This window comes from Pseudomonadota bacterium (assembly GCA_037200975.1).
Taxonomy (GTDB): Bacteria; Pseudomonadota; Gammaproteobacteria; order Steroidobacterales; family Steroidobacteraceae; genus CADEED01.
The window spans coordinates 3,313,833-3,335,614 of the sequence record JBBCGI010000001.1 but is presented as its reverse complement, the minus strand read 5'-3'; the positions used below and the strand labels follow the sequence as shown (position 1 = coordinate 3,335,614).

34 protein-coding genes and 1 pseudogene are annotated in these 21,782 nt (G+C 63.4%); 3 read left to right on the top strand and 32 right to left on the bottom strand.

Annotated elements, in window-relative coordinates:
• The first annotated feature begins 26 nt into the window (after positions 1–26).
• Complete coding sequence (locus tag WDO72_15040) at positions 27–1,928, top strand: hypothetical protein (GenBank protein MEJ0086991.1); 1,902 nt, start codon at positions 27–29, stop codon at positions 1,926–1,928.
• 26 nt (positions 1,929–1,954) lie between these two features.
• On the opposite strand, the gene ggt is transcribed toward WDO72_15040, so the two are convergent.
• The 3 genes from ggt to WDO72_15025 form a co-directional block, all read right to left on the bottom strand.
• Positions 1,955–3,628, bottom strand: coding sequence for a gamma-glutamyltransferase (ggt, locus tag WDO72_15035; GenBank protein MEJ0086990.1), 1,674 nt, complete (start codon positions 3,626–3,628; stop codon positions 1,955–1,957).
• Between the two features lie 37 nt (positions 3,629–3,665).
• Positions 3,666–4,196 (bottom strand): GNAT family N-acetyltransferase, encoded by a 531-nt coding sequence (locus tag WDO72_15030; GenBank protein ID MEJ0086989.1) that lies wholly within the window; start codon positions 4,194–4,196, stop codon positions 3,666–3,668.
• Between the two features lie 92 nt (positions 4,197–4,288).
• A complete protein-coding gene (locus WDO72_15025; GenBank protein MEJ0086988.1) occupies positions 4,289–4,552 on the bottom strand; it encodes a hypothetical protein in 264 nt (87 codons plus the stop codon).
• A gap of 267 nt (positions 4,553–4,819) precedes the next feature.
• On the opposite strand from WDO72_15025, the gene pepQ reads away from it, so the two are divergent.
• On the top strand, positions 4,820–6,169 hold the full coding sequence (gene pepQ, locus WDO72_15020; GenBank protein ID MEJ0086987.1) for a Xaa-Pro dipeptidase: 1,350 nt from the start codon (positions 4,820–4,822) through the stop codon (positions 6,167–6,169).
• Positions 6,170–6,175: 6 nt separating this feature from the next.
• Here pepQ and WDO72_15015 read toward each other — a convergent pair whose 3' ends face one another.
• Together WDO72_15015 and mscL are read right to left on the bottom strand one after the other, a co-directional pair.
• The gene (locus tag WDO72_15015) at positions 6,176–6,523 is read right to left on the bottom strand and encodes a hypothetical protein (GenBank protein ID MEJ0086986.1); all 348 of its coding nucleotides are present in this window, start codon (positions 6,521–6,523) and stop codon (positions 6,176–6,178) included.
• A 23-nt stretch (positions 6,524–6,546) separates the two neighbouring features.
• On the bottom strand, positions 6,547–6,942 hold the full coding sequence (gene mscL, locus WDO72_15010) for a large-conductance mechanosensitive channel protein MscL (GenBank protein MEJ0086985.1): 396 nt from the start codon (positions 6,940–6,942) through the stop codon (positions 6,547–6,549).
• 114 nt (positions 6,943–7,056) lie between these two features.
• Between mscL and WDO72_15005 the strand changes: the two genes are divergently transcribed.
• A complete protein-coding gene (locus tag WDO72_15005) occupies positions 7,057–7,749 on the top strand; it encodes a transposase (protein MEJ0086984.1) in 693 nt (230 codons plus the stop codon).
• Positions 7,750–8,053: 304 nt separating this feature from the next.
• Here WDO72_15005 and rplQ read toward each other — a convergent pair.
• From rplQ to rplC, 27 genes and pseudogenes are all read right to left on the bottom strand, one after another.
• Positions 8,054–8,440 (bottom strand): annotated as a pseudogene (gene rplQ, locus WDO72_15000) (50S ribosomal protein L17).
• 30 nt (positions 8,441–8,470) lie between these two features.
• On the bottom strand, positions 8,471–9,475 hold the full coding sequence (rpoA, locus tag WDO72_14995; GenBank protein MEJ0086983.1) for a DNA-directed RNA polymerase subunit alpha: 1,005 nt from the start codon (positions 9,473–9,475) through the stop codon (positions 8,471–8,473).
• Positions 9,476–9,551: 76 nt separating this feature from the next.
• On the bottom strand, positions 9,552–10,175 hold the full coding sequence (gene rpsD / locus WDO72_14990; protein MEJ0086982.1) for a 30S ribosomal protein S4: 624 nt from the start codon (positions 10,173–10,175) through the stop codon (positions 9,552–9,554).
• 15 nt (positions 10,176–10,190) lie between these two features.
• Positions 10,191–10,622, bottom strand: coding sequence for a 30S ribosomal protein S11 (gene rpsK, locus WDO72_14985; protein MEJ0086981.1), 432 nt, complete (start codon positions 10,620–10,622; stop codon positions 10,191–10,193).
• Positions 10,623–10,634: 12 nt separating this feature from the next.
• Positions 10,635–11,015: a 30S ribosomal protein S13 gene (gene rpsM, locus WDO72_14980; protein ID MEJ0086980.1), complete on the bottom strand. Its 381-nt coding sequence runs from the start codon at positions 11,013–11,015 to the stop codon at positions 10,635–10,637.
• Between the two features lie 34 nt (positions 11,016–11,049).
• The gene (rpmJ, locus tag WDO72_14975) at positions 11,050–11,163 is read right to left on the bottom strand and encodes a 50S ribosomal protein L36 (protein MEJ0086979.1); all 114 of its coding nucleotides are present in this window, start codon (positions 11,161–11,163) and stop codon (positions 11,050–11,052) included.
• 15 nt (positions 11,164–11,178) lie between these two features.
• On the bottom strand, positions 11,179–12,531 hold the full coding sequence (gene secY, locus WDO72_14970) for a preprotein translocase subunit SecY (protein ID MEJ0086978.1): 1,353 nt from the start codon (positions 12,529–12,531) through the stop codon (positions 11,179–11,181).
• A 21-nt stretch (positions 12,532–12,552) separates the two neighbouring features.
• The gene (rplO, locus tag WDO72_14965; protein MEJ0086977.1) at positions 12,553–13,029 is read right to left on the bottom strand and encodes a 50S ribosomal protein L15; all 477 of its coding nucleotides are present in this window, start codon (positions 13,027–13,029) and stop codon (positions 12,553–12,555) included.
• Between the two features lie 10 nt (positions 13,030–13,039).
• Positions 13,040–13,222, bottom strand: coding sequence for a 50S ribosomal protein L30 (gene rpmD / locus WDO72_14960; GenBank protein ID MEJ0086976.1), 183 nt, complete (start codon positions 13,220–13,222; stop codon positions 13,040–13,042).
• A gap of 18 nt (positions 13,223–13,240) precedes the next feature.
• Entirely contained in the window at positions 13,241–13,750 is a 510-nt protein-coding gene (rpsE, locus tag WDO72_14955) for a 30S ribosomal protein S5 (protein MEJ0086975.1), read from the bottom strand.
• Between the two features lie 14 nt (positions 13,751–13,764).
• A complete protein-coding gene (rplR, locus tag WDO72_14950) occupies positions 13,765–14,124 on the bottom strand; it encodes a 50S ribosomal protein L18 (protein MEJ0086974.1) in 360 nt (119 codons plus the stop codon).
• A gap of 15 nt (positions 14,125–14,139) precedes the next feature.
• Positions 14,140–14,667 carry a 50S ribosomal protein L6 gene (rplF, locus tag WDO72_14945; protein MEJ0086973.1) on the bottom strand — a complete coding sequence of 176 codons (528 nt, stop codon included), beginning with the start codon at positions 14,665–14,667 and terminating at the stop codon, positions 14,140–14,142.
• A 15-nt stretch (positions 14,668–14,682) separates the two neighbouring features.
• A complete protein-coding gene (rpsH, locus tag WDO72_14940) occupies positions 14,683–15,078 on the bottom strand; it encodes a 30S ribosomal protein S8 (GenBank protein MEJ0086972.1) in 396 nt (131 codons plus the stop codon).
• 11 nt (positions 15,079–15,089) lie between these two features.
• Positions 15,090–15,395 (bottom strand): 30S ribosomal protein S14, encoded by a 306-nt coding sequence (gene rpsN / locus WDO72_14935; protein ID MEJ0086971.1) that lies wholly within the window; start codon positions 15,393–15,395, stop codon positions 15,090–15,092.
• Positions 15,396–15,408: 13 nt separating this feature from the next.
• Positions 15,409–15,948 (bottom strand): 50S ribosomal protein L5, encoded by a 540-nt coding sequence (rplE, locus tag WDO72_14930; GenBank protein ID MEJ0086970.1) that lies wholly within the window; start codon positions 15,946–15,948, stop codon positions 15,409–15,411.
• A 31-nt stretch (positions 15,949–15,979) separates the two neighbouring features.
• Positions 15,980–16,294, bottom strand: a complete 315-nt coding sequence (gene rplX / locus WDO72_14925; protein ID MEJ0086969.1) for a 50S ribosomal protein L24 — start codon at positions 16,292–16,294, stop codon at positions 15,980–15,982.
• 1 nt (position 16,295) lies between these two features.
• A complete protein-coding gene (gene rplN, locus WDO72_14920; protein ID MEJ0086968.1) occupies positions 16,296–16,664 on the bottom strand; it encodes a 50S ribosomal protein L14 in 369 nt (122 codons plus the stop codon).
• Entirely contained in the window at positions 16,664–16,948 is a 285-nt protein-coding gene (gene rpsQ, locus WDO72_14915; GenBank protein MEJ0086967.1) for a 30S ribosomal protein S17, read from the bottom strand. Before rpsQ ends, rplN begins: the two co-directional genes overlap by 1 nt.
• Positions 16,945–17,154 (bottom strand): 50S ribosomal protein L29, encoded by a 210-nt coding sequence (gene rpmC / locus WDO72_14910; GenBank protein MEJ0086966.1) that lies wholly within the window; start codon positions 17,152–17,154, stop codon positions 16,945–16,947. The genes rpsQ and rpmC overlap by 4 nt, the downstream gene beginning before the upstream one ends.
• Entirely contained in the window at positions 17,154–17,567 is a 414-nt protein-coding gene (rplP, locus tag WDO72_14905) for a 50S ribosomal protein L16 (protein ID MEJ0086965.1), read from the bottom strand. The genes rpmC and rplP overlap by 1 nt, the downstream gene beginning before the upstream one ends.
• A gap of 22 nt (positions 17,568–17,589) precedes the next feature.
• Positions 17,590–18,339, bottom strand: a complete 750-nt coding sequence (rpsC, locus tag WDO72_14900; GenBank protein MEJ0086964.1) for a 30S ribosomal protein S3 — start codon at positions 18,337–18,339, stop codon at positions 17,590–17,592.
• Between the two features lie 3 nt (positions 18,340–18,342).
• Positions 18,343–18,687: a 50S ribosomal protein L22 gene (rplV, locus tag WDO72_14895; GenBank protein ID MEJ0086963.1), complete on the bottom strand. Its 345-nt coding sequence runs from the start codon at positions 18,685–18,687 to the stop codon at positions 18,343–18,345.
• A 16-nt stretch (positions 18,688–18,703) separates the two neighbouring features.
• Positions 18,704–18,985, bottom strand: coding sequence for a 30S ribosomal protein S19 (rpsS, locus tag WDO72_14890; protein ID MEJ0086962.1), 282 nt, complete (start codon positions 18,983–18,985; stop codon positions 18,704–18,706).
• Between the two features lie 11 nt (positions 18,986–18,996).
• A complete protein-coding gene (gene rplB, locus WDO72_14885) occupies positions 18,997–19,833 on the bottom strand; it encodes a 50S ribosomal protein L2 (protein MEJ0086961.1) in 837 nt (278 codons plus the stop codon).
• Between the two features lie 16 nt (positions 19,834–19,849).
• Positions 19,850–20,170, bottom strand: a complete 321-nt coding sequence (rplW, locus tag WDO72_14880) for a 50S ribosomal protein L23 (protein MEJ0086960.1) — start codon at positions 20,168–20,170, stop codon at positions 19,850–19,852.
• A gap of 125 nt (positions 20,171–20,295) precedes the next feature.
• Entirely contained in the window at positions 20,296–20,901 is a 606-nt protein-coding gene (gene rplD / locus WDO72_14875; GenBank protein ID MEJ0086959.1) for a 50S ribosomal protein L4, read from the bottom strand.
• 12 nt (positions 20,902–20,913) lie between these two features.
• A complete protein-coding gene (gene rplC / locus WDO72_14870; protein MEJ0086958.1) occupies positions 20,914–21,618 on the bottom strand; it encodes a 50S ribosomal protein L3 in 705 nt (234 codons plus the stop codon).
• Positions 21,619–21,782 lie beyond the last annotated feature (164 nt).

The window sequence follows — 21,782 nt, the reverse complement described above, 5'->3', positions numbered from 1 at the left end:
CGATCGCCGTCACCGCGATCTCATGGATGTCCGGCGCCGTTGCCGCCCCGCAAAGGGCCACGTTCGCGAGTGACGTGTCGACCGCGCAATGGCCGCTGGCCGACTTCGACCCGCTGCTGCCGGCCGACTGGACCGACTTCCAGTTCCTCGTGGTGGAATTCCGCGCCTCCTTGAGCCAGCGCTTCGAACTCGGTTTGATCGGCGAGGAGGGCAATGTCTCGAAGCGCATCCATCCCTTCGCCGAGGTCTGGGTCCGGGCATCCATACCGCTGCGTTTCTACCGCGAGGGAGCCGGTGACGCCGATGAACTGGCCTCCAGCGCCAACCGGCCGCGCAACAGCTACTGGATCAATATCGAGGCCGGCGGTCACAGCGCCTTGCAACACGTGCGCGCGCTCAGCGTGACCATGCGTTACCCGGCGCAGCTCGCCACCGTCGAGATCCGCAAGGTGAGCTTGTCGAAAACCGATCCGGGCGATGCGGTGCTCGACGGCGGCACACCGCTCATCGACGACTTCGGCCAGTACATTCACGCCGACTGGCCCGACAAGGTGCGATCGCCCGAAGCCCTGAAACGCGAGTGGCAGACCGAGCAGCGTTTGTTGATTGCGAGGGCGCCGCCGGCCTGCCGATTCGGCGGCTACGCCCGCGACAAACGCCGCGCGACGGGATTTTTCCGCGTGGAGAAGATCGCCGAGCGCTGGTGGCTGGTCGATCCCGAGGGCTGCCGCTTCTGGTCCGCCGGAGTGAACGGCGCGGGCGGCGAGCCGCCGCGCACGCCCATCGTCGGCCGCGACAAGTTGTTTGCCAGCATCCCCACCATCGCGCAGATTCCCGCGCCAAATGCCGATCCCGATCCGCTGCGCGATCCGGTGTCGTTTTACGCCGGAAATCTCATCCAGCGTTTCGGCCGCGACTGGACCACCCCGAGCGCGCAACTCACCGCCCGCCGCATGCGCGCGTGGGGCCTGAACACTGCGTATGGCTCCGCGCTCAACGATGCGCTTGCGCCCACGCCGACTCTGCGCCAGCCCTATGTGTACACGCTGCGCGGCTGGCAGCGCGTCGAGGGCGCGATCATGGGTTTGCCCGATGTCTACTCGCCCGCTTTTGCGAAGCGCGTGGACCTCGAGGCTGCGCAACAGCTGGCCGCTCACAAGGACGATCCGTGGATGATCGGCTACTTCATCGGCAACGAGCCGACGTGGCCCGGCCGCGAGAGCCAGCTCGTCGATCTCGTGCTGAAGGGCCCGGCGACCGCGCTGCAGGCGAAGTTCACGGCGGAGCTGGCGAAGGGTGACACCGCGGCCGCGCGCAAGGCGCTGGTCCACGCGGCGTTCGCACGTTATCTCGAGATCGTGAACGCCGCAGTGAAACGCCACGACCCTGACCACTTGAACCTGGGCATTCGCTTCGGCGGCGCCTGGCCCGACGATCTCATCGCGCTCGCGCGCGGCTTCGACGTCTACAGCGTGAACGAGTATCGCTGGGCGCCGCGCAAGGATCTCATCGACCGGGTGAACGCAATCACCAAACTACCCGTCCTCATCGGCGAATTTCATTTCGGCGCGCCCGGGCACGGCATGGCGCCGGGCCTCGCGCAGGTGATGAACCAGACCGAGCGCGGCGTGGCGTATTCCTACTACGTCGAGCACGCGGCCGCGCACCCGGCGATCGTCGGCACACATTGGTATCAGTGGATCGACCAGCCCGTCACCGGCCGGCGCGACGGCGAGAACTACAACGTCGGCTGGATCGACGTCACCGATCGCCCCTACCCGGAGCTGGTGGCAGCTGCGAAGGCCACGCACGCGAAGCTCGACGACATTCATTCGGGACGGCTGCTGCCGACCACTCGCAAGGCCAAGGCTTCGGAGTTCGGAACGCCCGAGGATTCCAGCCAGCTGGGGCTTCCCGCAATCCCGTGACTGCGGTGCGGGCCAGGCCTGCGCGCCTAGTAACCCTGCGCCGCACCGTCCTTGCGCGATTCCGAAGCACCGAAGTACACGCCCTCGGCATTTCGCATGACCGCCTGGTAGCCGCCGAAGTCGCCATCGTTGGCGACCGTCACCTTGTGTCCGCGTGCTTCGAGGGCCCGCACCGTCGCGGGCGAGACGCCCACTTCGAGCACGACTTCGCCGCCATCGTGCATCTGCTCGTCCGTCGGCTCGCTGGAGCCGTCGTGCCGTGCGCGCGGCGCGTCGCCCGCTTCCTGCAGGTTCATCCCGAAATCGATGAGGTTCACGAGAATCTGCACGTGCCCCTGCGGCTGCATGCCGCCGCCCATGACGCCGAAGCTGAGCCATGGTTTTCCATCTTTCGTCACGAACGCCGGGATGATGGTCTGGAACGGGCGTTTGCCCGGCGCGTACACGTTGGCGTGGCCGTCGATAAGCGAAAACAATTCGCCGCGATCCTGCAGGATGAAGCCGCAACCGTCGGGCGTCATGCCGGAACCCATGCCGCGATAGTTGCTCTGGATCAGCGAGACCATGTTTCCGGCTGCATCGGCGACGCTCATGTAGATAGTATCGGCCTGGTCGAGCGCCTTCGTATCTGCCGGATATTCGAGCGCGGCTCTATCCATGCGGATCAGAGCGCGGCGCTGCGCGGCATATTCCTTGGACAACAGGCCCTTGAGCGGAATCTTCGCGAAGGCGGGATCCGCGTAGTAACGCGCCCGGTCTTCGAACGCGAGCTTCTTGGCCTCGACAAACACGTGCAGATAGTCTGCGCTGCCGAAACCCATCTTCTTCAAATCATAGGCTTCCAGGATGTTGAGCATCTGCAGCGCCGCGACGCCCTGCGTATTCGGCGGCAACTCCCAGACGTCATATCCACGGTAGTTGGTGGACACGGGCTCCACCCACTCCGAGGTGTGCGCCGCCATATCCGCCGCCGTGAGATACCCGCCATTGGCGCGCAGGTATTTCTCGATGCGCCGCGCGATGTCGCCCCGGTAGAACGCATCGCGGCCGCCGTTCGCGATGGCAGTCAGCGTGTCCGCCAGCTGCGGGTTGCGGAACACTTCGCCCTTGGCTGGCGCGCGCCCCTTCGGCATATACACGTCCGCGAAATTCGGATACTTCGAAAGCACGCGCGCATTACGGGCCCAGCCTTCGGCGATCACCTCGCTGACCGGAAACCCATTGCGCGCGTACGCGATCGCAGGCGCGAGCAGATCCTTCATCGGCAATTTGCCGAACCTGCGATGCAGCTCGAACCAGCCGTCGACCGCCCCCGGAACCGACACCGGCAACGGGCCGGTGCGCGGAATGGTGCTCGAAGCCAGTTTCGCGAGCTCGCCGCGCAGCGTCGCGAGTGTCAGCGATCGAGGGGATCGGCCGCTGCCGTTCAAACCGTGGAGCCGCTGCGTCTTCGCATCCCAGACGATCGCGAAGATATCGCCGCCGACGCCATTGCCGGTCGGCTCCATCAGTCCCAACGCGGCATTGGCGGCGATCGCCGCATCCACCGCGGTGCCGCCGCGCTTGAGGATGTCGAGCGCGACCTGGCTGGCGAGCGGCTGGCTCGTGGCGGCCATGCCGTGCGTGGCGATGACTTCGGAGCGCGTCGGCACGAGGGAACCGCTGGGACGCGGACCCGCGTACGAGCCCTCCATCGTCATGAGAAGAATTGCCGCAACGGCCAGTGCGCGGCGCTGGTCAGGCCGGCTTCTGCGCGCGAGCCAGGCCCGATTCGAAAACCTGCCGCACTTCGCCATTGGTGACGCGCTCCTGGAAACGGCCCTGCGTGTAGTTAGCCACCACGCGCCGCCAGAAGGCGACCGCGACGGGGTTGCGCAGGTACTCGACGATTTCCCAACGCCCGGCGAACCGGTTGAGGATGAGCTCGACCGCGAGGCGTCCTACGCCGCGCCGGCGGAACGTGCGCGCGACGAAGAATTCGGCCATGCGATAGTCGACCGGCGGTTTGCCGGTCGTGGTGCTGCCGCGGGCAACCATCGCGAACCCGACCGGTTCGCTGCCACGGACGATGACCAGTGGATTGACGGTGGAGTCGCCGAACCAGCGCGCGAGCTGATCGGACTCGCTGTAGCCGATTTCGCCGAGCGAAGTCGCGCTGAACACGCCGGTGTTCAACGGCGAGAGGTCGTCGAGGTAATCGCGGTAGACGCTTTCTATCCACTCGCGATCGCGGACTGCGCCGCGTGCATCCCGGACACTGACTGTCACGCTACCCCCTGAAAGACAAAGCCCGGGCAGACGTTGTTACGCACTGCCCGGGCCGTCATGAGCCTGCTGGCTCGAAACAGTAATCGGATCGATTACTGCTTCGGGGCTTCAGCCGGAGCGGCCGGAGCAGCAGCGTCAGCAGCCGGAGCGGCAGCGTCAGCGGCCGGCGCCATCGCACCGTCAGCAGCGGGAGCAGCAGCGTCGGCAGCGGCGCCGGCAGCGGCGTCAGCCGGAGCAGCTTCAGCAGGAGCAGCAGCGTCAGCAGCCGGAGCAGCCGTTTCAGCGGCTTCCTGCTTGCTGCAGCCCATCAGCGCGAAAGCCGCGATCGAGGCGGCGAGAGCAACGTTCAATTTCATGTAGGGGTACCCCAAAAATATCTAGTGGTAAGTGAGACCAAACAAACGTTTGTTACGCGATTCACATCGCGGCGCGCGATTTTATCGATTTGCCGATGCATTTGAAACAAGTGCAATTTTTGTCCGTTGATGGCGACAGCTCGCCGGCGTCATTGCGCGCGCCGCGGCGCAGGTTCAGTCGTTCGAAGAGCGGCCGACCCCGAAATCGGTCGATTTGTTGCGTCGCATCAATACGTTGCGACGAGTCGGCACGCATAGAATCGAGCCATGAATTCGCCAGCTACCAGACAAAATACGGACTCCTGGGCCGCGCTCTTTGCCGACCACATCCAGCGAGTGAAGAAACGCAGCGGTTCGGCGCTCGAATCGACCGGATTTGACACGCTGCTGGTTCACTCCGGCACCCCGCCCTTGCTGTTCCTGGACGACCATCACCTGCCTTTTCGCGTGCAGGCGCCGTTCAAGGTCTGGGCGCCGCTCACCGACGCGCCCGATTCGTTCGTCCATTTCACGCCGGGCAAGAAGCCGCTGCTGCTGATCCACCAGCCGGTCGACTACTGGCACAAATCGCCCGAACTGCCCGACTCATACTGGACGGACGCGTTCGACATCGTGAGCTGCGCCGATCGCGCCGCCGCGCGCGCCGCGTTGCCGGAGGATTTGTCGCGTACCGCGTTCATCGGCGCGCCCTTCTCCGAGCTCGTGGGCTGGGGCGTGAAGGGCATCAATCCGGAGCACCTCATCGCGCAGCTCGACTTCGGGCGTGCGAGCAAGTCGGCGTACGAAATCGCCTGCCTGCGCGAGGCGAACCGGCTCGGCGCGCGTGGCCACGCCGCCGCGGAACGCGCGTTTCGCGCCGGCGCGAGCGAATTCGAGATTGCGCTGGCCTTCATGGCCGCCTGCAGCCAGCGCGAATGCGAACTGCCTTACAACCCGATCATCGCGCTCAACGAAGGCGGCGCGGTGCTGCACTACCAGAACCAGCAACGCGAGAAGCCGGCCAAACTGCATTCATTGCTGATCGATGCCGGCGCGGAATTCGGCGGCTACTCCTCCGACATCACGCGCACCCACTCGCATCACGACGCGGAATTCGCCGCGCTCATCGCGCGATTCGACGAACTGCAGCTGAAACTCTGCGCGCAGGCGCGCGTGGGAGTCGACTGGCGCGATTTTCACCAGGCCTCGTACCGTGCGATCAGCGAATTCCTCGGCGAGGCCGGAGTCATCACGGTGAGCGCCGATGAAGCCGTCGACAATGCACTCACGTCGGTGTTCTACCCGCACGGCATCGGACACTTGTTAGGGCTGCAGGTACACGACGTGGGCGGCCAGCAGGCCAGCCCCGATGGCCAGCAGATCGATCGCCCTTACAACCATCCGTTCCTGCGGCTGACGCGCAAGCTCGAAGACGGATTCGTGGTGACGGTGGAGCCCGGGTTCTACTTCATCGACCAGTTGCTGAACGAAGCGAAAGCGAAGCCGATCGGCAAGATGATCGACTGGAATCGCGTTGCGCAGCTCAAGCCGTTTGGCGGCGTGCGCATCGAAGACAACGTCGTGGCGCGCGCCGGCACCCCGGAAAATCTCACGCGGCAGGCGTTCGCGAGCGCCTGAGCGCGTTCAGCTGCGTGGGCCGAACAACACGCGAAACGACAGCGCCGCGTACAGGCCGCCGGCAACCGCGAGCCCGATGAGAAACAGGATTCCCGGGCCGCTCGCGCTCGGTACGAACAACATGGCGCTCACGGCGACGACCACCGCCGCCAGTGCTGAAATGGCGATCGCGGCTTTCGCGCGCCGCAACAGGAACACACCGGTGAGGAACGCCAGCAGGCCGAGCGCCAGCCCGTAGAGCCGTTGGTCCGGTCGATAGTCGGTCAGACCGAAGCGCCACAACCAGGACAAACCCAACACCAGGAAGACGACGGCCGCGATCCGGAACATCCAGATGTAACGAATCACGGCCATCGTTTATCGATTCACTCTTGGGATCACTGCTTCTTGGCGAGCAGGTCGCGGATTTCCGTCAACAGCACTTCCTGCTTCGCCGGCGGTGGCGGCGGCGCGGCGGGGTCGGGCTTCTTGAGCTTGTTGATCGTGCGGATCAGCATGAACAGCACGAACGCGACGATCAGGAACTGGAAGCTGATCTGCAGGAAATTGCCGTATTTCCACAGCACTTCCTTGCCGGTCGGGTCCGCTCCGAGACTGACCGCGAGATCCGAGAAATTCACGCCGCCAATGACCTTGCCGAGCGGCGGCATGATGATGTCCTCGACCAGCGATGACACGATCTTGCCGAACGCCGCGCCGATGATCACGCCGATGGCCAGGTCGACGACGCTGCCCTTCATGGCAAATTCTTTGAATTCCTTCCCGAGACTCATGGCGGACTCCTGAAAAAGGGGACAGATCTATTTTTCTAGATATGCAGGCGATTCGCCTGCCGACCCTCGTCCCCGGGAGTCCTACGCTATCCGCGTACTTCCAAGGAGGCAAGGATGCCGAGAAAATCCCGCATTGCGGTAGCCAATCTTCCGCATCACATCGTCCAGCGAGGTCACCGTCGGAATGCGGTGTTCTTCAACGACGTCGATCGCAATGACTATCTCGGCACATTGGCCGAATGTCGCGCAGCGCTGCAACTCAAGATCTATGCGTACTGCCTGATGAGCAACCACGTTCATCTCGTCGTCGACCCTGGAGACGATGCGACGAACATCAGCACATTGATGAAGCGCGCAGCTGGGCGACACTCGCGTCGATTGAATTCGCGCAATGCGTGGAGCGGTTCGTTGTGGGAAAGCCGCTTCAAATGCAGCCCTATCGATTCGGATCGTTACCTGCTCGCCTGCTGTCGATATGTGGATCAGAACCCGGTGCGCGCGAAGCTCGTGTCCCGGCCACAGGAATATCGGTGGTCGAGTTATCGCGCGCGTGCGGGGCTGACAAGCTGCGCCTTTCTCGATATCGATCCTGTGCTGTTCGCCCTGGCTGCCACGCCCGAGCGTCGTCATGAACTGTATAAGAAATTGGCGGCCGCGCCGGTCGATGACAGTGAACTACAAATGATTCGCGGGTCTGTTCAACGGAACCAACTGACCGGCGAGGAGGACTTTGTCGAGGCAGTCGATCGGAAATTCGGAATGCGCGTATCAAATCGAATGCGCGGGCGGCCCCGAAAGAAGCGCTAGCTACATGGCCCGAAGAATCCGTTCCCCATAACAAAACAGGCGCCTTGCGGCGCCTGTTTCGGGGAAAATAGATCTGTCCCCTTTTTGTTTACTTCGACGACTTCTTTTTCTTCTTGGCAGCAGTTTTCTTCTTCGGCGCCGCGGCCTTCTTGGCAGACTTGGCGGCAGCGGCCTTCGCCGTCTTCTCCGCCTTCACGGCCTTGGCGGCCTTCTCGCGCACTTTCTTGGCTTCGGCCTTCGCCTTCTTGTCGTCCTTGCTGACGGCCTCGACCTTCGGCTTGTCGGCCTTCTTCGCCTTCTTGTCTTCGGGCGCGGCATCGACGGCTTCAGGGGCCGAACGCTCCACCAGCTGCATCAGCGCCATCGGGGCGTTGTCGCCCGGACGGGGAGCCATGTGCAGGATGCGCGTGTAGCCACCCGGACGCGCCTTGAAGCGCGGGCCGATGGTCTCGAACAGCTTGGTCACGATCTCGGAATCGCGCAGGCGCGCGAACGCGAGACGGCGATTCGGCTCGCTGTCTTCCTTGCCGAGTGTGATCAACGGCTCGACCACCCGACGCAGTTCCTTGGCCTTCGGCACCGTGGTGCGGATGGTCTCGAAACGCAGCAACGACACCGACAGGCTGCGCAGCAACGCATGACGATGCGGTGCATTACGCGAGAGCTGGCGGCCGGAAAGATGATGACGCATGAAGCTTGTTCCTAACTATTGTCGATCGACTCAGATCATGCCGCGGTCGGCATCGTGCTTGAGACCGGCCGGCGGCCAGCCATCGAGACGCATGCCGAGCATGAGGCCGTGGCTCTGCAGCACTTCCTTGATCTCGGTCAGCGATTTCTTGCCGAGGTTCGGGGTGCGCAGCAGCTCGACTTCCGTGCGCTGCACGAGATCGCCGATGTAATGGATGTTCTCGGCCTTCAAGCAGTTGGCCGAACGGACGGTGAGCTCGAGCTCGTCGACCGGACGCAGCAGCAACGGATCGAACTGCATCTCGGAGACCTTGGTCGAGGCTTCTTCCTCGCCCTGCAGATCCACGAACACGCTCAGCTGATCCTTGAGGATGCCGCCGGCGCGACGGATGGCTTCTTCCGCGTCGATCGTGCCGTTGGTCTCGATGTCGATCACGAGCTTGTCCAGGTCGGTACGCTGTTCGACGCGCGCGGCATCGACCATGTACGTCACGCGACGCACGGGCGAGAACGAGGCATCGAGCTGCAGGCGGCCGATCGGACGACTCTGCTCTTCGAACGCGGCGCGGTTGGCAGCCGGGCGGTAGCCACGGCCACGCTCGACGCGCAGCGTCATCGTCAGTTCGCCGGCCTTCGTGAGGTTGGCGAGCACCAGCTCCGGGTTCACGACTTCGATGTCATGGTCCGTGTGGATGTCGCCGGCCGTCACCGGGCCCGGGCCCTTCTTCGACAGGCGCAGCTCGGCGCTGTCGCGCGTGTGCATCTTGAGAGCAACTTGCTTCAGGTTGAGCAGGATGTCGACGACGTCTTCCTGCACGCCTTCGATGGAGGTGTACTCATGGAGCACGCCTTCGATCTCGACTTCCGTGATCGCCGCGCCCGGCATGGACGACAGCAATACACGACGCAGCGCGTTGCCGAGGGTATGGCCGAAGCCACGCTCGAACGGCTCGATGACGACGCGCGCCTGGCGCGGGGCCGTGGGCTGCACCTTGACGACTCGGGGCTTGAGAAACTCGCTGACTGAACCTTGCATTCGATTCACCTTCCCCGCGGCAACGCGGGCTAACGCACCAGCCCGCTCCAAATGGAGCGGACCAAACTAAAACTTCTTACTTGCTGTAAAGCTCGACGACCAGGTTCTCGTTGATGTCCGGCAGGATCTCGTCCCGGCCCGGCACCGACTTGAACACGCCACGGAATTCCGTGCCGTTCACGTCCACCCAGTCGGGCAGACCCACCTGCGTCGCGATCTGCATCGCGCCCTGGATGCGCAGCTGCTTCTTGGCCTTCTCGCGCACGGTGATCACGTCACCGGCCTTGCACTGGTACGAGGCGATCGTGACCACGCCATCGTTCACCTGGATCGACTTGTGCGACACCAGCTGGCGCGCTTCCGAGCGCGTCGAGGCGAAGCCCATGCGGTACACGACGTTGTCGAGGCGGCACTCGAGCAGCTTCAGCAGGTTTTCACCCGAGGAGCCGGTGCGGCGGGCCGCTTCGACGTAGTAATTGGAGAACTGGCGTTCCAGGACCCCGTACATGCGGCGCAATTTCTGTTTTTCACGCAGCTGCAGGCCGTAATCGGACAGACGCTGCTTGCGCTCGCCCTTGATGCCGCCCGGCGGCACCTGGAACTTGCACTTGCTCTCGAGGGGCTTCACGCCGCTCTTCAGGAAGAGATCCGTGCCCTCGCGACGCGAGAGTTTGCACTTGGGACCGGTGTACTTTGCCATCTGTAGTTGTCCTGCTTAAACGCGACGCTTTTTGGGCGGGCGGCAGCCGTTATGCGGAATCGGCGTGATGTCGGAAATGCTGGTGATCTTCAAGCCGCAGGCGTTCAGGGCACGCACCGCGGATTCACGACCGGGGCCGGGGCCGCCGACGCGGACTTCGACGTTCTTCACGCCGTGTTCCTGCGCTGCGTTGCCGGCCTTTTCAGCGGCCACCTGGGCTGCGAACGGCGTGGACTTGCGCGAACCGCGGAAGCCACAACCGCCCGAGGTCGCCCAGGAAAGCGTGTTTCCCTGGCGATCGGTGATCGTGATGATCGTGTTGTTGAACGACGCGTGCACGTGCGCAATGCCGTCGAGCACGTTCTTGCGTGCCTTCTTCGGCTTTTTCGGGCCACCGGTCTGGGCGTTGTTGGCAACGCCTGCGTCAGCTTTTTTATCGTCAGCCATCTAACTAACCTCTTAAACCTTGCCCGGAGGAGCGTTCAACTTCACTGCCTGCTTGCGCGGGCCCTTGCGCGTGCGCGCATTGGTGCGCGTGCGCTGTCCACGGACCGGAAGGCCCTTGCGATGACGGATGCCGCGATACGCGCCGAGATCCATCAGCCGCTTGATGTTCATGGAATTCTCGCGGCGCAGGTCGCCTTCGACCGCGGTCTTCGCGAGCGCCGAACGGATCGCGTTCACTTCGACTTCGGTGAGATCTTTCACCTTGGTCGTCGGAGCGATTCCGGTCGATGCGCAGATGTCCTTCGCGCGTGAGCGGCCCACACCGAAGATGTGGGTGAGCCCGATCACCACGTGTTTGTTCATCGGGATGTTTACGCCAGCAATACGTGCCATGTGCTTTTCCTGCTAAATCCGGAGTTCTCTGCTCTCAACCCTGGCGCTGTTTATGGCGCGGGTCGGCACAGATGACGTACACAACGCCACGACGGCGCACGACCTTGCAGTTCTTGCAGATCTTTTTGACCGAGGGACGTACTTTCATGATCTCTTTCCTTACTTACTGAGGCGCGCCCGAGCGGCCGTAACCCATGAGATTCGCTTTCTTCAACAGCTGCGGGTAGTGATGCGACATCAGGTGCGCCTGAAGCTGCGAGAAGAAATCCATGGCGACCACGACGACGATCAGCAGCGAAGTGCCGCCGAACACGAAGGGCACACCACCCTTGACCACCAGCAGCTCGGGCAACAGACACACCGCGGTGATGTAGACGGCGCCCCAGAGGGTGAGCCGCGTCAGCACCTTGTCGATGTAGTCGCCGGTCTGCTGACCGGGGCGGATGCCGCGAATGAAGGCGCCCGACTTCTTGAGGTTGTCGGCCGTCTCGCGCGCGTTGAACACCAGCGCCGTATAGAAGAAGCAGAAGAAGATGATCAGCACGGCATAGGCCGCGATGTGCGCCGGCTGGCCGTAGCCGAGCGTGGCGGAGAACGTGGCGAGCGCATTGCCCCACCAGGTGTTGGTGTTCTGGCCCGCAAAGCCGGCAATCGTGGCCGGAAACAGCAGCAGCGACGAGGCAAAGATCGGCGGGATCACGCCCGACATGTTGAGCTTGAACGGCAAATGCGTGGTCTGACCCGCGTACATGCGGCGGCCGACCTGGCGCTTGGCGTAATCCACCGGGATGCGGCGCTGCGCGCGTTCGACGAACACGCAGAAGGCCGTGACTCCGAGCACCACGATGATCAACACGATCGCCAGCAGGCCCGACATCGTGCCGTCGTTGATCTGTTCGACGGTGCGGCCGATGGCGCCCGGAAAGCCGGCCACGATGCCGCCCAGGATGATCATCGAAATGCCGTTGCCGACGCCGCGCTCGGTGATCTGCTCGCCGAGCCACATGAGGAACATCGCGCCCGTGGTCATCGTGATGACCGCGGTGAACAGGAACTGCGGCCCCGGCGCGATCACCATGCCCTGCTGCTGCAGGCCGCTCGCGGTGACGAACGACTGGAACAGCGCCAGGCCCAGCGTGCCGTAACGGGTGATCTCGGTCAGCTTGCGCCGGCCGGACTCGCCTTCCTTGCGGTACTCCATCCACTGCGGCACCACCATGGCCATCATCTGCACGATGATCGAGGCGGAGATGTAGGGCATCACGCCCATGGTGAAGATGGACAGGCGCTCGAGCGCACCGCCCGAGAACATGTTGACGATGCCGAAAATGGTCTCGGCGTTGTCGCGGAAGAATCCGGCCACACGTTCGGGGTCGATGCCGGGCACGGGAATGTACGTGCCGATGCGATAGACGATCAGTCCGCCGATCAGGAACAGCAGCCGCGTGCGTACGTCGCCGAAACGCGCCGCGTCGCCGATGATCGATCCCGGATTTGAGACTGAGTTGTCTGCCACTGGATGCTTTGCCTTGTTTCCTTAGGCCTGCTTCTTGGCCTTGAGCTTGCTGGGCTTCGGCGGCTCCGGCAGAGCCTCGACCGAACCGCCAGCCTTCTCGATGGCTTCCTTGGCGCCCTTGGTGGCGCCGATGCCCTTGAGCGAGTACGCCTTCGTGATCTCGCCCGACAGCACGACCTTCGCGCGATCGGCGAATGTCGGGATGATGTTGGCCTTCTTCAAGGCTTCGATATCGACGACGGTGCCGTCGAGCTTGGCCAACTCGTCGAGCCGCACTTCAGCCATTTCCATCTTCGAGCGGAACCCGACTTTCGGCATCCGGCGCTGAATGGGCATCTGGCCGCCTTCGAAGCCGACCTTGTGGTAGCCGCCCTTGCGGGCGCGCTGGCCCTTCACGCCACGGCCGCAGGTCTTGCCCTGGCCGGCGGAAGCGCCGCGTCCAACCCGCAGGCGCGTCTTGCGGGCGCCGTGGGCGGGTTTCATGTCGTTGAGTCGCATCGTCATGGAATTACTCCGATACCTTCAAAAGGTGCGAAGCCACGTAGATCATGCCGCGGTTCTGCGGCGTGTCCGTGACCTGCACCGTCTGGTGCGGACGGCGAAGACCCAGGCCACGTACCGACGCCTGGATGTTCTTCAGCTGACCGGCCAGGCTTTTCTTGAGCGTGACGTTGATCTGTTTAGTAGCCATGGTGCCTCTCTACCGCGCTCAGGCCAGGATTTCGTCGAGCGACTTGCCACGCTTGGCGGCGATCTGCTCGGGCGAATTCACGTTCGCCAGCGCCATGACGGTGGCGCGCACGACGTTGATCGGGTTGCGCGAGCCGTAACTCTTGGCGAGCACGTTGCGCACGCCGGCGCATTCCAGCACCGCGCGCATGCCGCCGCCGGCGATGACGCCGGTACCGTCGGATGCGGGCTGCATGTACACGTGCGTCGCGCCGTGGCTGCCCTTAATCGCAAAGTGCAGCGTGTCGTTCTTGAGCGCCACGTTGACCATGTTCTTGCGCGCCTGCGCCATGGCCTTCGAGATCGCGACCGGCACTTCGCGCGCCTTGCCGAACCCGAAGCCCACGCGGCCTGCGCCGTCACCGACCACGGTCAATGCGGTAAAGCCGAACTGACGTCCGCCCTTGACCACCTTGGCCGTGCGATTGACTGCAACCAGCTTCTCGAGGAACTCGTCCTGCGCCTGGTTCTTGTTATCCGGTCGTGCCATGTTGTTAGGTCCTGTTAAAACTCTAAGCCGGCTTCACGCGCGGCATCGGCCAGCGCTTTGACGCGGCCGTGATACATGAAGCCCGCGCGATCGAAGGCGACCTTGGTGACGCCGGCGGCCTTCGCGGCCTCCGCGATCGCGGTGCCCACGGCCTTGGCGGCATCGACGTTGCCGGTGCCCTTGAGGCCCTTGGCGACTTTTTCCTGCAGCGTGGACGCTGTGGCCAGCACCTTGGCGCCCGAGGAGTCGAACACCTGCGCGTAGATGTGCTGCGGGGTCCGATGAATCGTGAGACGGGCAACGCCCAGCTCGCGGATCTTCATGCGGGTCTTGATGGCTCGGCGCTGACGCCGTTCTTTCTTGGTGATCTGCATATGAGTGCCGAAGAATTACTTCTTCTTGCCCTCCTTCAGGGTGATCTGCTCGCCGGCATAACGCACGCCCTTGCCCTTGTAAGGCTCCGGCGGGCGAATGGCGCGGATCTTCGCGCACACCTGACCGATCTTCTGGCGGTCGATGCCCTTGATGATGATTTCGGTCTGCGTCGGCGTCTCCATCGAGATGCCATCCGGAATCGGGAAATTGACGGCGTGCGAGAAGCCGAGCGTGAGGCCCAGCACCTTGCCCTGCACGGCGGCGCGATAACCGACGCCGACCAGCTCGAGCTTGCGCTCGTAGCCCTTCGACACACCCGTCACCATGTTGGCGATGAGCGCGCGCGTGGCACCCGCGGTAACGCGGCTGTCGGGCGACGCGAAGCCGATCTGCAGCTTCTTGTCCTGGGTCTCGACGGTCACGCCGTCGGCGACGGTCAGCGACAGCTCGCCCTTGGCGCCCTTCACCTTGACCAGGTTCGCCGCCACGGTGGCGGTGACGCCCTGGGGCAGATCGACGGGTCGTTTTGCAACTCGACTCATATGCTTCTTCTCTAGTTAGGCGACGATGCAGAGCACTTCGCCGCCCTGACCGATGGCCCGCGCCTGTTTGTCCGTCATCACGCCCTTCGGCGTGCTGACGATGGCGGTTCCGAGACCACCCTGGATCTTCGGCAGTTCGCTCTTGCTGCGGTAAATGCGCAGGCCGGGACGCGAGACACGCTCGAGGCGGTCGATCACGGGGCGGCCTTCGTAGTACTTCAGCTCGATCGTCAGGGTCTGTTTGACGCCTTCGCTCGCGGTGTGGAAGTCGCCGACATAGCCTTCGTCCTTCAACACCTTGACCAGGGCCGTCTTCAGTTTCGACGACGACACCGACACGTCCGGCTTGCGCGCCAGCTGCGCGTTGCGGATGCGGGTCAGGAGGTCGGCAATGGGATCAGTCATGCTCATGCCATTCGCTCCTACCAGCTCGCCTTGGAAACGCCCGGCAACTCGCCGCGCGAAACCGCTTCACGGACCTTCACTCGCGCAAGGCCGAAGCGGCGATACACGCCGCGGGAGCGGCCGGTAATCGCGCAACGGTTGCGGCCGCGGCTCGGGCTCGCGTCGCGCGGCAGCTTCTGCAGCTTCGCCTGCGCGTCGGCACGCACCTCGGGGGAAGAACGGGGGCTGCGAATGAGCTCTTTCAACTGAGCGCGCTTCGCCGCGTATTTCTTCACGATCTTGGCGCGACGCTTCTCGCGCTCGACCATGTTTGTCTTGGCCATACCCTGTGGTTCCTTACTTGCGGAACGGGAAATTGAAGGCGTCGAGCAGGGCTTTGCCCTGCTTGTTGTCCTTCGCCGTCGTGGTAATCGTGATGTCCATTCCCCGGAGCTGATCGATCTGGTCGTACTGGATTTCCGGGAAAATGATCTGTTCCTTGATGCCGAGGCTGAAGTTGCCGCGGCCGTCGAACGAGCGCGGGTTGATGCCGCGGAAGTCACGGATGCGGGGAATCGCGATCGTCACGAGACGATCGAAGAACTCCCACATGCGCTCGCCGCGCAGCGTCACCATGGTGCCGATCGCGAGGTTCTCGCGCACCTTGAAGGACGCGATCGACTTCTTCGACATGCACAGCTTGGGCTTCTGGCCCGTGATCTTGGTGAGGTCGGCGACCGCGGCGTCCATGACCTTGCGGTCGGCCACTGCCTCGCCCACGCCCATGTTCACCGTGATCTTGGTGAGCTTCGGAACCTGCATGGCGTTCTTCACGCCGAGTTCCTTGGTGAGCTTGGGCACCACCGTCTCTTTGTAGAAATCTTTCAACCTGGCCATTACTAACTATTCCTTACGATGATATCGACGCTCAGGCGTCGATCACTTCGCCGTTGGACTTGAAGAAACGCACGCGTTTGCCGTCGTTCAGCTGCTTGATACCGACGCGATCGGCCTTCTTGGCGCCGACGTTCCAGATCGCCACCTTCGAAATGTGCAGCGGCATCGCCTTGTCGACGATGGCGGCCGCGACATTGCGCTGCGGGTTCGGCTTCTGGTGTTTCTTCGCCTTGTTGATGTTCTCGACCGTGACCTTCTCGCCGTCGACGTCCAGCACGGTGCCCTGACGGCCCTTGTCCTTGCCCGACAACACGACGACGGTGTCACCCTTGCGAATCTTGTTCATGTCACAGCACCTCGGGAGCGAGCGACACGATCTTCATGAACCGCTCGGTGCGCAGCTCGCGCGTGACGGGTCCGAAGATGCGCGTGCCGACCGGCTCGAGCTTGTTGGTCAGGAGCACCGCCGCGTTGGTGTCGAACTTGAGCAGCGAGCCATCGGCGCGGCGCACGCCACGCTTGGTGCGCACGACGACGGCGTCGTACACCTCGCCCTTCTTGACCTTGCCGCGCGGGATCGCGTCCTTGATGGAAACCTTGATGACGTCGCCGACCTGCGCATAACGACGGCGCGTGCCGCCGAGCACCTTGATGCACATCAGTGTGCGGGCGCCGCTGTTGTCGGCGGCATTGAGCATGGTTTGTAACTGGATCATTAGGCGCTCGCTTTCTCGACGACCGAGACCAGCTTGTACGACTTGCGGCGCGACAGCGGACGGCACGGAACGATCGAGACGGTGTCGCCTTCGGAGGCTTCGCTGTTCTCGTCGTGCGCCAGCAGCTTCGTGGTGCGGCGGATGAACTTGCCGTAACGCGGGTGCTTGATCAGGCGCTCGATCTCGACAGCGATGGTCTTATCCATCTTGCTGCTGACGACGATGCCCACGAGCGCGCGGCTCGGCTTCTTGTCTTCGACGTTGCTTGTTTCAGTGGCGCTCATTTCTTCGCTCCGGCCGCAGCCTTCGGCTTCTCGTTCATCACCGTCTTCACGCGCGCGATGTTCTTCTTGACCTTGCTGAAGTCCGAGGACTTCACGGTCTGACCGCTCGCCGACTGCATGCGCAGGCTGAACTGCTCGCGGCGCAGCTTGATCAGTTCCGACTGCAATTCGCCCGCGGCCTTGCCGCGTAAATCTTTGGCGCTCATCAACGCACCTGCCGTTTCACGAACATGGTGGACACCGAGAGCTTGGCGCCGGCCAGGCGGAACGCTTCGCGCGCCGTGGCTTCATCGACACCTTCGATCTCGAACAGAACCTTGCCGGGCAGCACCTTGGCCACCCAGTACTCGACGTTGCCCTTGCCCGAGCCCATGCGGACTTCGAGGGGCTTCTTGCTGACCGGCACGTCGGGGAACACGCGGTTCCACACCTGGCCGCCGCGTTTGACGTAGCGGGTCATGGCGCGGCGCGCGGCTTCGATCTCGCGCGCCGTCATGCGGGCGCGGCTGGTCGCCTTCAAGCCGAATTCACCGAAGGACACCTTGCTGCCGCGCTGGGCGAAGCCGGTGTTCTTTCCCTTGAACTGCTTGCGGTACTTGGTGCGCTTGGGCTGGAGCATGGACATAAATATGGGACCTTAGTTAGGCAGCCGGCGTCGTCGGCGCGGCGGCAGCAGCAGCTGCCGCATTCGCGGCGGCGCCCTGCGCAGCCTGCGCGGCTTCGACGTTCTCCGCCTGTTGCGCGAGCTCGGCCTTGTCGAACACTTCGCCCTTGAAGATCCACACCTTGACGCCGATGACGCCGTAGGTAGTGCGGGCTTCGCCCAGGCCGTAGTCGATGTCGGCACGGAAGGTATGCAGCGGCACGCGGCCTTCACGGGCCCATTCCGTACGCGCGATTTCCGAACCGTTGAGGCGGCCCGAGAGGCGCACTTTGACGCCCAGGGCACCGGAACGCATCGTGCTCATCACGGCGCGCTTCATGGCGCGGCGGAACATCACGCGCTTCTCGATCTGCTGCGCGATGCCGTCGGCGACCAGCTGCGCATCGAGCTCGGGCTTTCTGATCTCGGCGATGTTCAGGCGCACGTCGGTCGGCGGCAGCTTGAGCATCTTGGCCGTCTCGGCGCGCAGCTTCTCGATGTCCTCACCCTTCTTGCCGATCACGATGCCCGGACGCGCGGTCTGGATCGTGATGTTGACGCGCTTGGCCGCGCGATCGATGAGGATGCGGCTGACGGAGGCGTCGGCGAGCTTGGTCTTGAGGAACTGGCGCACGCGGAAATCCGTGTGCACTTGGATCGGGAACTGCTTCTTGTTGGCGTACCACTTGGACACCCAGTCACGGGTGATGCCTAAGCGAATGGCAACCGGATTTACCTTTTGACCCATGACTTACTCGTCCTTCTTGCCATCGCCGACGGCGACGGTGATGTGACTGTTGCGTTTGACGATGCGCGTGCCGCGGCCCTTGGCGCGCGCGCCGAAGCGCTTGAGCACCGGGGCGGCGTCGACGTGGATCAGCGTGACCTTGAGGTCATCGACGTCGGCGCCCTGGTTGTTCTGCGCGTTTTCCACGGCCGACCACAACACCTTGTAGACGAGGTCCGCGCCTTTCTTCGGCATGAACTTCAGGATGTTGAGCGCCTTGGACACGTCCGACCCGCGCACGGTGTCGGCCACGAGCCGGACCTTCTGCGGCGAGATGCGCGCGTACTTGAGCTTTGCGGTTGCTTGCATGATCTATCTACCGCGACTAAGCGGAGGCCTCGACTTTCTTGTCGCCCGAGTGCGCCTTGAAGGTGCGCGTCGGCGAGAACTCACCCAGCTTGTGACCGACCATGTTCTCGGTGATCAGCACCGGAATGTGCTGGCGGCCGTTATGCACGGCGATCGTGAGACCCACCATGTCGGGAATGACCATCGAGCGGCGCGACCAGGTCTTGATCGGTTTGCGGTCGCTCTTGGCAGCGGCGGTCTCCACCTTCTTCAGAAGGTGCAGATCGACGAACGGACCTTTTTTCAGTGAACGAGGCATGTCAGATCCTCTTAACGAATTCGATTCTGGCGACGCTGCACGATCATGTTGGTCGTGCGTTTATTGCGGCGCGTCTTGAGACCCTTGGCGTTCTGGCCCCACGGGCTGACCGGGTGCGGGTTGCCCTGTCCGGATTTACCTTCACCACCACCGTGCGGGTGATCGACCGGGTTCATCGCCTGGCCGCGAACGGTCGGGCGGATGCCGAGCCAGCGCTTCGCGCCGGCCTTGCCGTACACCTTGAGGTTGTGTTCGTCGTTCGACACTTCGCCGATCGTGGCGCGGCAGTCGACGTGCACCTTGCGGCTCTCGCCCGACTTCAGGCGCAGCGTGGCGTAGATGCCTTCGCGCGCGGTGAAGCTGGCCGAGTTGCCGGCGCTGCGCGCCATCTGGCCGCCCTTGCCGGGCTTGAGTTCGATGTTGTGCACGATCGAGCCGACCGGGATGTGGCGCAGCTGCATGGCGTTGCCGGCCTTGATCGGCGAATCGGCACCCGAGCGGATTTCGTCGCCGGGGGCCATGCCCTTGGTGGCGAGGATGTAACGGCGCTCGCCATCGGAGTACTTGATCAGCGCGATGTGGCTGGTGCGGTTCGGATCGTGCTCGATGCGCTCGACCACGCCCTTGATGCCGTCCTTGTCGCGACGGAAATCGATGACACGGTATTTGTGCGAATGCCCGCTGCCCTGGTGGCGCGTGGTGATCCGGCCGACGTTGTTGCGGCCCGAGTGGCTCTGCTTCGGTTTCGTCAGCGGCTCGTACGGGCCGCCCTTGTGCAGGTGCGACTTGTCGAGCTTGACGACGAAGCGCGTGCCCGGCGACGTCGGTTTCATCTTGATGACTGGCATGTCTATCTACCTTCCGTCAGGCTTTGAGCTTGGCTTCGTAGTCGATCGTCTGGCCCGGGGCCAGGCGAACATAGGCCTTCTTGAGGTCCTGCGTGCGGCCCAGGGTCTTGCCGAACCGACGCGTCTTGCCAATCTCGTTGACCAGATTCACTTTCGCGACCTTCACGCCGAACATGAGCTCGACCGCGGCCTTGATGTCCGGCTTGGTCGAATCGCGGCGCACGCGGAACGCGTAGGAATTGTTGTTCTGCATCGCGAGCGAGGTCTTCTCGGTGATGTGCGGGGCGAGCAGCACGTTGATGAGCTTTTCCTGGCTCGTCTTGCGCTCGGCGACCACCGCCTTCACTTTCGCCTTCTTGGCGGCTTTCTTCTCGCCGGCGACCTTCACTTCGTCGACGGCTTTGATTTCTGTCCTGGCGTCGGTCTTGGCTTCCGCCTTCGGGGCGGCTTTCTTGGCGGGGCTCACTGCAGTTTCTCCTCGATGAGCTTCACGGCAGGAACGGTGATCAACACCTTGTCGTAGCTCACCAGCGACAACGGATTGAGCAGCGACACCGGCAGCACCTGCACGTGCATGAGGTTGCGCGCGGCCATGAACAGCTTCTCGTCGATGCCTTCGACGATGATCAGCACTTTCGCGAGGCCGAGCTTCTTGAGCTCCGCGGCGACCAGCTTCGTCTTCGGCTCATTGACCGTGAACGCCTGCGTGACGATCAGACGATCCTGGCGGACGAGCTCCGACAGCATCGACTGGATCGCGCCGCGATACATCTTCTTGTTCACTTTCTGCGCGAAATCGCGCGGCTTCGCGGCGAATGCACGGCCACCGCCGACCCAGATGGGCGAGCGGATCGAGCCGGCGCGCGACGTGCCGCCACCCTTCTGCGGACGCGGCTTGCGACCACCGCCACGCACTTCGGCCTTGGTCAGCTGGGCCTTCGTGCCCGCGCGACCGCCGTTGCGATAGGCCGTGACTACCTGGTGCACCAGCGCCTGGTTGAATTCCTTGCCGAAGGTCTCCTCGGAAACCTTCAACGCGGCGCCACCATTGATGACTTTGAGTTCCATGTGTGCCGCCAATTACTTCTTGTTGGACGTGCCGGCGTTGATCTTGGCCGGCGCGATCTTCTTGCGCAGCTTCTGGCGCGCAGCCTTGGTCGACGGACGCACGATGACCTGGCCGCCTTCAGCGCCCGGGACCGCGCCGCGGATCAGCAGCAGATTGCGTTCGGCATCGATCTCGACGACTTTCAGATTCTCGATCGTGCGGCGCATGACACCCATGTGGCCCGACATGCGCTTGCCCTGGAACACGCGGCCTGGCGTCTGGCGCTGGCCGATCGAGCCCGGGGTTCTGTGCGACACGGAGACACCGTGTGACGCATGGTGGCCCGCGAAGTTGTGACGCTTCATCGTGCCCGCGAAGCCCTTGCCGATCGTGGTGCCGGTGACATCGACAATAGCACCGACTTCGAAGATGCCGGCCTTGAGCTCACTGCCGACGGCGAGGTCCGTGCCCTCTTTGTCCGTCAGGCGGAATTCCACCAGCGAGCGGCCCGGCTCGACATTCGCTTTCGCGTAATGACCGGCGGCGGCCTTCGACAGCAGCTGCGGGCGCTTCTTGCCGTAGCTGACCTGAATGGAGCGGTAGCCGTCCTTGTCGACGGACTTCACCTGAGTGATGCGGTTCGGCAGCACTTCGATGACGGTTACGGGAACCGTCTCGCCTGCATCGGTGAAGATGCGGGTCATGCCGGCCTTGCGGCCAATAAGAGCAACGCTCATGACTATCCTCTCGTTCCTGCCAGTGCTTCGATTGGCACTCGCGGTGTAGCTAGGTCGAACGAGGGAACACTGGAGAGACGCGGCCGCAGAACAGGGCCGCGAAGCTCGAGTGGTCTTGGATTTGAGCCCGAAGGCCCGCCCAACCTCGCCCGATTTCGCTGATA